Origin of the sequence: Clostridium sp. C105KSO13, assembly GCF_001517425.1 — a bacterium.
Classification (GTDB): domain Bacteria; phylum Bacillota; class Clostridia; order Lachnospirales; family Lachnospiraceae; genus Muricomes.
In genome coordinates this window covers 1-7,308 of record NZ_FBWL01000097.1, presented here as the reverse complement: position 1 = coordinate 7,308, position 7,308 = coordinate 1, and the positions used below count along the sequence as shown (strand labels likewise).

The following is a 7,308-nucleotide window of genomic DNA, read 5'->3' as shown; positions in this document are numbered from 1 at the left end:
AGGCCGGGTGTGGGCAGAGCCCATGAAAAACAAATATAGATGTCTTATTTGCTATGAAATTTTTTCGAAAAAAGGTATAAAATTTTCAGATGCGGTAATACTATAGATAGAAATAAAATTCGACAATAGAATTTCGAATTAAACCGACATCAAAACCAATACATATTTAATTCAAATCAGGCAGTTCCTGACTTGCCAGACACAGAAAAATTTACGCCCTCACCAGTTCTATCAGATTAAAGGGGAAATAATCATCATCAGTTTCAATTACATAGAGTCGCTTTGCTAGTTCTCTGCCAATTTCCTGTGCATAATCTCTGTTTCTTGCTTGATCAATGACATGTAGCTTATCGTTGATTTTATAGAATACGTCTTCGAATGCAATGGTATTTTTATATGATACAAATCCTCTATCACTATGTATGGCAAGTGCTTCTTCAAATTCTTCCAGCAGGCTTTCTTTCGTAATATATGTTGGAATCAAATATTCATGTTCTCCTAAAAGTGGATCTGATCCATCATGAATCTGAAACTGCATATTAAAACCAGAAAATCTCTGCAGTAATTTACCAAATTCCTCAGGTGTGAATATTTCATCATCTATTTTGAAAGCTGGTGCATAATCCCTTCTTTCATCTTCAATAATTTGAATAACTCCCTTGTCTTTGATACTTACAGATTTTCCGAACGCTCCATTCGAAATATCCAATGTTTTGGTACATACACCATCAATAATCTTTTTGAATAATTTTTGTGCTACCTCTGCACCGTTTTCGCCAATATCAGATATCACTCTAAACTCGTAATTTCCGTGTTTTTCTTTTGCCTCCCATGTCACAATTGATCCAAGAATAATATGATTCACTTCAAATGTATGAAGTTTCCCTCCTGGTTCAATTACTGATATAATTTTTGAATATTCAAAAGTATCACTCATACCATAAAGCTCCAACATCATTTTGTTATGACAATCATAGCAATACTGTCCTTTTCCTTGTATTGAAATCACTGCAGTTTTCTCTTTGCAAACATCGCACATCTGTCCCATAGACCATTCCTCCCGATACACATTGTTATATCGTTATTATAGCACTATGCTGGGATATTTAAAGGACAAAATACACCGGCGGCGCACTAAGGCCGCATATTCTAAAAAACAAAGCGGCAAGCAGTGTCTTCTGGTACCTACCATTCGACTGATGCTTGTTGGGGGTGTCTCCCCAATCCCCTTGTTCATCTTCTAATCGAAGATGGCTACGCACTCATTCTGAGCGCTAATTACAAAAGTAAAATCCGTATAACGAAAAAAGGAGGGAAAGCACCAAATCAAAAACTGGTAACTTTCCCTCTGATTATCTGCTATAATTTTTCTCATCTTTACCTTGTTGCTTTTGCTCTTCCTTTTCATTTTCATGAAGAATCGCATCGACATTTTGTTTGGCAATGAGATAATTCTATTTTTTATACGAACATTCGGTTAAAAAATTAAGAGATGGTTTAGGACACTCAAAAGTCAGTGGATGTCCTCTCTGGATATCCGGGATTTCCACTCACTTGATGAACTGAGAGGGAACCTTTTTACCTATGTCCAGGTTTATAACCAGTCCCTGCACTGGACCTATGTCAATACATTGGACACAAAAAGCCCTTTGAGAAAAGAATTTCTCCTCTCTCAAAGGGCAGTTTAACAAAGTTGTCTACTTCTCCATCACATAATTTATGAGAAAAACTCCGTGGCGGACAACTTCTTGTTCTTTAACAACACGGTATCCTCGATGTTGAAAAAATGATTTTGCTGTAATGGAGGCGTGCGTTGTAATTGCTTTTCATTTATACAGTATTCTAACTCATCGCAAATCGCAGTTGCAATGCCTCTGCTCTGATAATCTTTATGAACAAATAATCTGTCTAAATATCCAGAGTTATCCATATCTCCGAAACCAACAATTTTGTTATCCTCAATAGCAACAATCGTTTTATGTTTTAGAAAAGAACTATCCCATTCTTGCAAATTCACTTTGCCTGTTGCCCAGACATCTAACTGTTCTTCTGTATAATCCTTTGCATTCACACTGTGAACGGTTTGGTAAAACAATTCCGCCAACTGCTCACAATCAGTAGATTTATATTCTCGAAGTTGCATTTTTTATCCTCACAAATTCTGATTATGTGTTTCTGTTCATTGTAGAAAAATGAGCAATCCCGATTGGAACTGCCCACTCATTCTACTAATTATGCAATTTTTTTTTGCTTGCACCGATTTCTGCATCAAATGATGTAAGTTTGATGTAAATCGCTGTTTTTTCTGATTTTCAGCAAATGAGGTACGTCCCGTTTATTTAGTGAAACGGTACATCTTAGTACAGCTTTGCACCTGCTGGAATGTGGTCATCTACCATCATAAGATGGAGCTTTTCTTCGCCTTCTTCTTCGTGAACAGCACTGAGGAGCATACCGCAAGAGTCAATGCCCATCATAGCTCTCGGTGGAAGATTTGTGATAGCGATAAGAGTCTTTCCAACCAGTTCTTCCGGCTCATAATAAGCGTGAATACCGCTTAAAATGGTTCTGTCTGTGCCTGTTCCGTCATCAAGAGTGAACTCAGTTTCTTTGACTTCGGCACTGCAACACATTCTTTAACCTTTACTGCACGGAAATCTGACTTGCTGAATGTATCAAAATCAACGAGTTCCTCGAATAAAGGCTCTACCTTTACCTTAGAAAAGTCAATCTTCTCTGGCTCTGCTTTCACTTCTTCAGCAGCCTTAGATTTTACATCATTTTTCTTATTTACATCATTCAAGGTCTTCATTGTCGGGACGACAACTTACATCATCCCATCTGAGTACGTCAAGAACCATTTAGGTTCATCATCCTATTTTTTCAAAATCCATGTTTCTCCACTAAAGTCCATCACGAAAATTATGTTGTTGTCATTTTTGATGTAAAGTTAAAAATGGATAGTTTTCTGTTAAACTACACATCGCTTTTTATATAATTTTTCCTTGAAGATTTGCCATTACTTCCTGCTTTTTATCTGTGGTAGCTTCTGCATATATATAGATATAATGCCTTTTTCCTAAGGAATCTGTGTAGCTGAATACATATCGACCATCCTGCCTCTGACACTCTCCGTGTCTAAGTGCATATCCACGGTAGTCTTTTCTGCTTTTTGCCATTTTGCCACCTCACTTTTTTGTGAGGAACAAAAAGTGTTCTTTATTCATATAAAAGATGTAATCCATAGATAATCATACAGATTTATAATGCTTCATCTTTCTTTATAATTATACCTATATTTCTCCACATAAGCAAACACTTTTTCTTTTGTTCCTCTTTTCATGTTTACCCGTGAAATGTTTCTAGGTATTCATCAATAATTTCTGTATTCACCAGAACAATACGCTTCACATGATAAACAGCATCTGCATGTTTTGCCAGGTCCTGAAATGTGTGTAAGCCCACTTTCACTAATAGGACAGAACAGGTGGCATTTTTAAACAGGCAAAACAAAAAAACAAAATCATTTTTTGAAAGCTACAGATTCATAAGATTTGATCTGGTTCATTGTTTCGTTTATATGCATTTTAGGAATTGTTATAGTTTATCAAATCTAATAGCGTATACTCTCCTTTCGGAATCCGTGACATTTCATAGTACTTTTTAATGGCATCCATCAAAATTGCAGGGTTGGAAAAATATTTTTTCACAAAACTGTAGGTTTTAACTTCTTTCATTTTGTGGTTTCTCTTACAATAATCACTAGGCTTTAGCTTAGATTTTTTGAAGTCATCGTATTTTCCCTCATTATAGATGATCAACATCTCTATCTCTGGGGCAGTAATGACATTTATCACATCAACTTTATTCTCATAGGCTTTGCTAATCTTAAAATTTTCTCTTCTTGAATCAAGAACTCTAATCACGGAAATCTTGTCCATAAATCCTTTTCTTAAATACTTTTCTTCGAATTTCTTGCCTTCTCTGCATCGAATCACTTGTTCTTCTAGCATCTCTTCACGTTCGAATATCAGAAGATGATTGTCAATCAGCACGTCCATGATTGCCTCTTCGGCCGAACCCTCACATATACACGCCTTGTATTTTGCTAATTTCATCCACAGCCTCCTTACTTAAGTGCTGCAGCAAAACTTTTTTTAAGCTGCATATACGCTTCGTACATAGGAGTTGTTCCCTCCAAGAAACCACTTTGGCAAGTCCCACTCGAATCATCATCTTCAGTATCACTTCAAATCGCATCTCTTCCCTGATATCCACACTCTCCGAACAAAATCCTATGACAAAAAACAGCACTACCAGAGACGAACCTACTCCAACAAAGATTGGTTCAATTCCTTCAATGACTGCCCACGGACCTCCACTCTTAAAATTGACTGGTGACTGTCCGAGCATCGAGAACACCAGAGATATTTGGTTATTCCAAAAACCAAACACCATTTCAAGCAAAGACAGGATCTTATCACCAAGTTTAAAAATATCCATACTTGTTCTTCACCTACTTCCTTCATTTCTGCAGGGCAGAACCTGCCCCACATCCTCTGGTTTCCACTCTTAGAATCCTAAGAATGTTAATACTGTAGAAATACCTGCCATCATGACACCTGCTACAATTCCCTTTAAGGCAGAGTTCATGGTAGAAGAATCCTGCTGCTGATATGCCTGTGCGAACTCCATAACATTCTTCGCAAGGATAATGACACCGACAGCACCGATGACTGCAATAACAAGATTTTTTAAGTTGTCAAGTGGCTGTGTTACTGCAGATGTTCCTGTAGCTGCTGCAAAGCACTGAGTACTCATAAGTGAAACTGCCATCATACTTCCAGAGAGTGCTGGAATCACTTTCTTTTTCATGTTCTTAAATAATCCCTTCATGGACTTACCGACCTTTTCTACATTTGCTGTGTTGTTAGTTACTACGCTGTTTTCTCTACGCATAATTCAAATCTCCTTCAAAATGTTGGTTGCAGAGTGAAAGCCGGATAAAAAAAGATGAATAACATCTATCCGGCTTTTCTTCCGAATAGATGTCATTCATCCATTCTTATCTGCATTGTTAATTGTAATCTATCAAAACAGGATTGCTCCTGGTACTTAGGTTAGTCGAGGTTTCCCCGATGTGTTATTGCTGTAACCACCTCCTTTCAAGGCAAAAAAATAGCATCAGACTGTTTATGGCCTGATGCTACATACTATAATTTTAAATTGTAATTCTCTAATTGATGAAAGAACCCTACTACCAAAACATCCATTTCTTCGATACGAAATATCATGATATAATCCATATCAGAAACAACTGCTTCCTTATATCCTTTACTTTTTAGAAAGATATCTCGACAATCTGCAAATTGATACGGATTCTCTTCGAGTCTATCATATATTTGTTCAATTCCATCTAAAAGATGTGCTGCTGCCTGCTGATTTTTGAGCCTGTTTACAAGATAATTTACACGCTCATCAATCAGTTCGTCAGCTCTGTCCGTAATAATCAGATTATAATGCATACTTTTCCCTCATGGAACTTAGGGAACTTCTTGCATCCTTTGTTCTTCCTTCTCTAATCTGCTGTTCGGATATTTCGATATCTCTGTACATACTAAGCTGTCGCATGGTTTGTTCATAATTCTCAACACTCATAATCACCATATCTCCATAACCATTCTTGGTAATATAAATAGGTTCTTCCGCTTTATGGCACATTTCTGAAATCTCTGATGTGTTCTTCAAATCTTTAATAGGAATAATTTGTGGCATAACATACACCTCCTTTGACATGGCTTAATTATACCATTATTATCCCATAGTTTCAATCAATTATTCTTTCCAATTATCTCCAAATTTCGAATACAATTCCAATGAAGCATTCGATTGGTAAGCGTATCCTCCCACTCTGACTTTTTCCTCTTTGATACAGACTCTTGTTTCGTTTGTACCTCTGGATCAGATTCCTGCGAATACTCAAGCTCCTGCGCCTGCTCTTCATTCAGTTTGTCCTTCTGCTCCTTTTCTTCCAGACTCGTAAATCTGTGATTCAGTTCTGCCTCACCGAGAAGCATGAATTCCTCATATTTCAGGTCATCAATATAGACATTATCGCCCTTCTCTTTCTGCTTCTCATAATGCTCCACTGCCTTTTTCGATAAAATCTCAAAGGGCGGGCCAATCAGATTTCGATTACTGGTTATCTCATGCACATAAGGTTTTCCCTCACCATCTGCGGTCTGGTCAAACACGGGATGTGCAAATGGAATATACTTGTTATCCAGAATAGGATCAAAACCACGGATAAAGATAATGCATTTCTTGTTATCCAGCTTTCTGACCTCATCGGGTGTAAATATCTCCCTTCCAAGTACATCATAATTCCTTGAAGAACTCCCCTGTCTGCCCTTCGTTTCACCACTGGACTTCTTATCAATCGTGCCTTTCCCAAGCAGTTCCGATACATACTTATGCGTTGACTGCTCGTTTCCACCCAAGTAAATGAAGGTATCACAGTTGCCGGGGATTGTTTCCCAAGTATCCTTAAACAAGGCTTTTAGCTGTGCAAAGTTCTGAATGATGATAATACTTGAAATCTCTCGGCTTCGCATCGTCGATAACAAAGAGCAATAGTCATCAGGCAATGCGACGTTTGCAAATTCATCGAGCATAAAGGTCACATGAATCGGAAGTCTGCCACCACAGTTAAGGTCTGCCTGATAATACAGTTCCTGAAAAATCTGTGTATAAAGCATACCAATAATAAAATTGTAGGATTTGTCCGAATCTGGAATAACGCAAAACAGTGCTGTCTTTGTCTCTCCATCACCATTTACTCTAATTCCAATATCTGCAAGGCTTAACTCGTCTTTGGATAAAAGTCTTATGTAAATCATTGTTTTATCCGTTCTTTTTTTCTGATTTTCAGTCAAATTAAAAAAGGTACAGAATAAATTAATCTGGCGAATCATACATCAGATTGTTTTATTCTGTGCCTTTTGTTATCATAGTCTGGTCACTATAAATAAAAAGCAGGAACCTCCCCGACCAAAGTTTGATTTCCTGCCTTTGCAATACAGTCATGGATAAATCCATAACTCCTTACTCCACTATGATAACCCTTAAAGTTGAAAAATACAATCCTATAACTCCTGATTTTTATAATGATATTATTTCTAGTTACTGTTCACAGGCTATCTTGTAATAAAAGAACCGATGGTGTAAACTTATCTCAAAGTTAACCATCGGTTCTTTATCCTTCGAATATTTGCGATACGTTTTCGAAATAATCATATTCTGACCTTT

7 protein-coding genes and 4 pseudogenes are annotated in these 7,308 nt (G+C 37.2%); all 11 read right to left on the bottom strand.

The window, feature by feature from the left end:
- Positions 1-211 precede the first annotated feature (211 nt).
- Positions 212-1,048 carry a DUF7686 domain-containing protein gene (locus BN3456_RS00615; protein WP_089982024.1) on the bottom strand — a complete coding sequence of 279 codons (837 nt, stop codon included), beginning with the start codon at positions 1,046-1,048 and terminating at the stop codon, positions 212-214.
- A gap of 649 nt (positions 1,049-1,697) precedes the next feature.
- Positions 1,698-2,143, bottom strand: a pseudogene (locus BN3456_RS00610) (GNAT family N-acetyltransferase).
- 214 nt (positions 2,144-2,357) lie between these two features.
- Positions 2,358-2,827 (bottom strand): annotated as a pseudogene (locus tag BN3456_RS00605) (methionine--tRNA ligase subunit beta); the annotation flags it as partial.
- 163 nt (positions 2,828-2,990) lie between these two features.
- On the bottom strand, positions 2,991-3,179 hold the full coding sequence (locus BN3456_RS00600) for an integrase DNA-binding domain-containing protein (protein WP_089982022.1): 189 nt from the start codon (positions 3,177-3,179) through the stop codon (positions 2,991-2,993).
- A gap of 166 nt (positions 3,180-3,345) precedes the next feature.
- On the bottom strand, positions 3,346-3,465 hold the full coding sequence (locus BN3456_RS16145; RefSeq protein WP_242862763.1) for a DUF6462 family protein: 120 nt from the start codon (positions 3,463-3,465) through the stop codon (positions 3,346-3,348).
- A gap of 122 nt (positions 3,466-3,587) precedes the next feature.
- Entirely contained in the window at positions 3,588-4,118 is a 531-nt protein-coding gene (locus BN3456_RS00595; RefSeq protein WP_089982020.1) for a hypothetical protein, read from the bottom strand.
- A gap of 91 nt (positions 4,119-4,209) precedes the next feature.
- Positions 4,210-4,503: pseudogene (locus BN3456_RS00590) on the bottom strand (hypothetical protein); the annotation flags it as partial.
- A 69-nt stretch (positions 4,504-4,572) separates the two neighbouring features.
- Positions 4,573-4,959, bottom strand: coding sequence for an electron transporter RnfA (locus BN3456_RS00585; protein WP_089982019.1), 387 nt, complete (start codon positions 4,957-4,959; stop codon positions 4,573-4,575).
- A gap of 254 nt (positions 4,960-5,213) precedes the next feature.
- On the bottom strand, positions 5,214-5,525 hold the full coding sequence (locus tag BN3456_RS00580) for a type II toxin-antitoxin system RelE/ParE family toxin (RefSeq protein ID WP_089982017.1): 312 nt from the start codon (positions 5,523-5,525) through the stop codon (positions 5,214-5,216).
- Complete coding sequence (locus BN3456_RS00575) at positions 5,515-5,775, bottom strand: type II toxin-antitoxin system Phd/YefM family antitoxin (protein WP_089982015.1); 261 nt, start codon at positions 5,773-5,775, stop codon at positions 5,515-5,517. Before BN3456_RS00575 ends, BN3456_RS00580 begins: the two co-directional genes overlap by 11 nt.
- A 56-nt stretch (positions 5,776-5,831) precedes the next feature.
- Positions 5,832-6,890 (bottom strand): annotated as a pseudogene (locus BN3456_RS00570) (TraG/TraD/VirD4 family protein); the annotation flags it as partial.
- Positions 6,891-7,308 lie beyond the last annotated feature (418 nt).

What these genes read in the sequence shown, in the direction of transcription:
- BN3456_RS00615 (WP_089982024.1), bottom strand. Translation starts at nt 1,048, where the DNA reads ATGGGACAGATGTGCGATGTTTGCAAAGAGAAAACTGCAGTGATTTCA.
- BN3456_RS00600 (WP_089982022.1), bottom strand. Translation starts at nt 3,179, where the DNA reads ATGGCAAAAAGCAGAAAAGACTACCGTGGATATGCACTTAGACACGGA.
- BN3456_RS00595 (WP_089982020.1), bottom strand. Translation starts at nt 4,118, where the DNA reads ATGAAATTAGCAAAATACAAGGCGTGTATATGTGAGGGTTCGGCCGAA.
- BN3456_RS00585 (WP_089982019.1), bottom strand. Translation starts at nt 4,959, where the DNA reads ATGCGTAGAGAAAACAGCGTAGTAACTAACAACACAGCAAATGTAGAA.
- BN3456_RS00580 (WP_089982017.1), bottom strand. Translation starts at nt 5,525, where the DNA reads ATGCATTATAATCTGATTATTACGGACAGAGCTGACGAACTGATTGAT.
- BN3456_RS00575 (WP_089982015.1), bottom strand. Translation starts at nt 5,775, where the DNA reads ATGCCACAAATTATTCCTATTAAAGATTTGAAGAACACATCAGAGATT.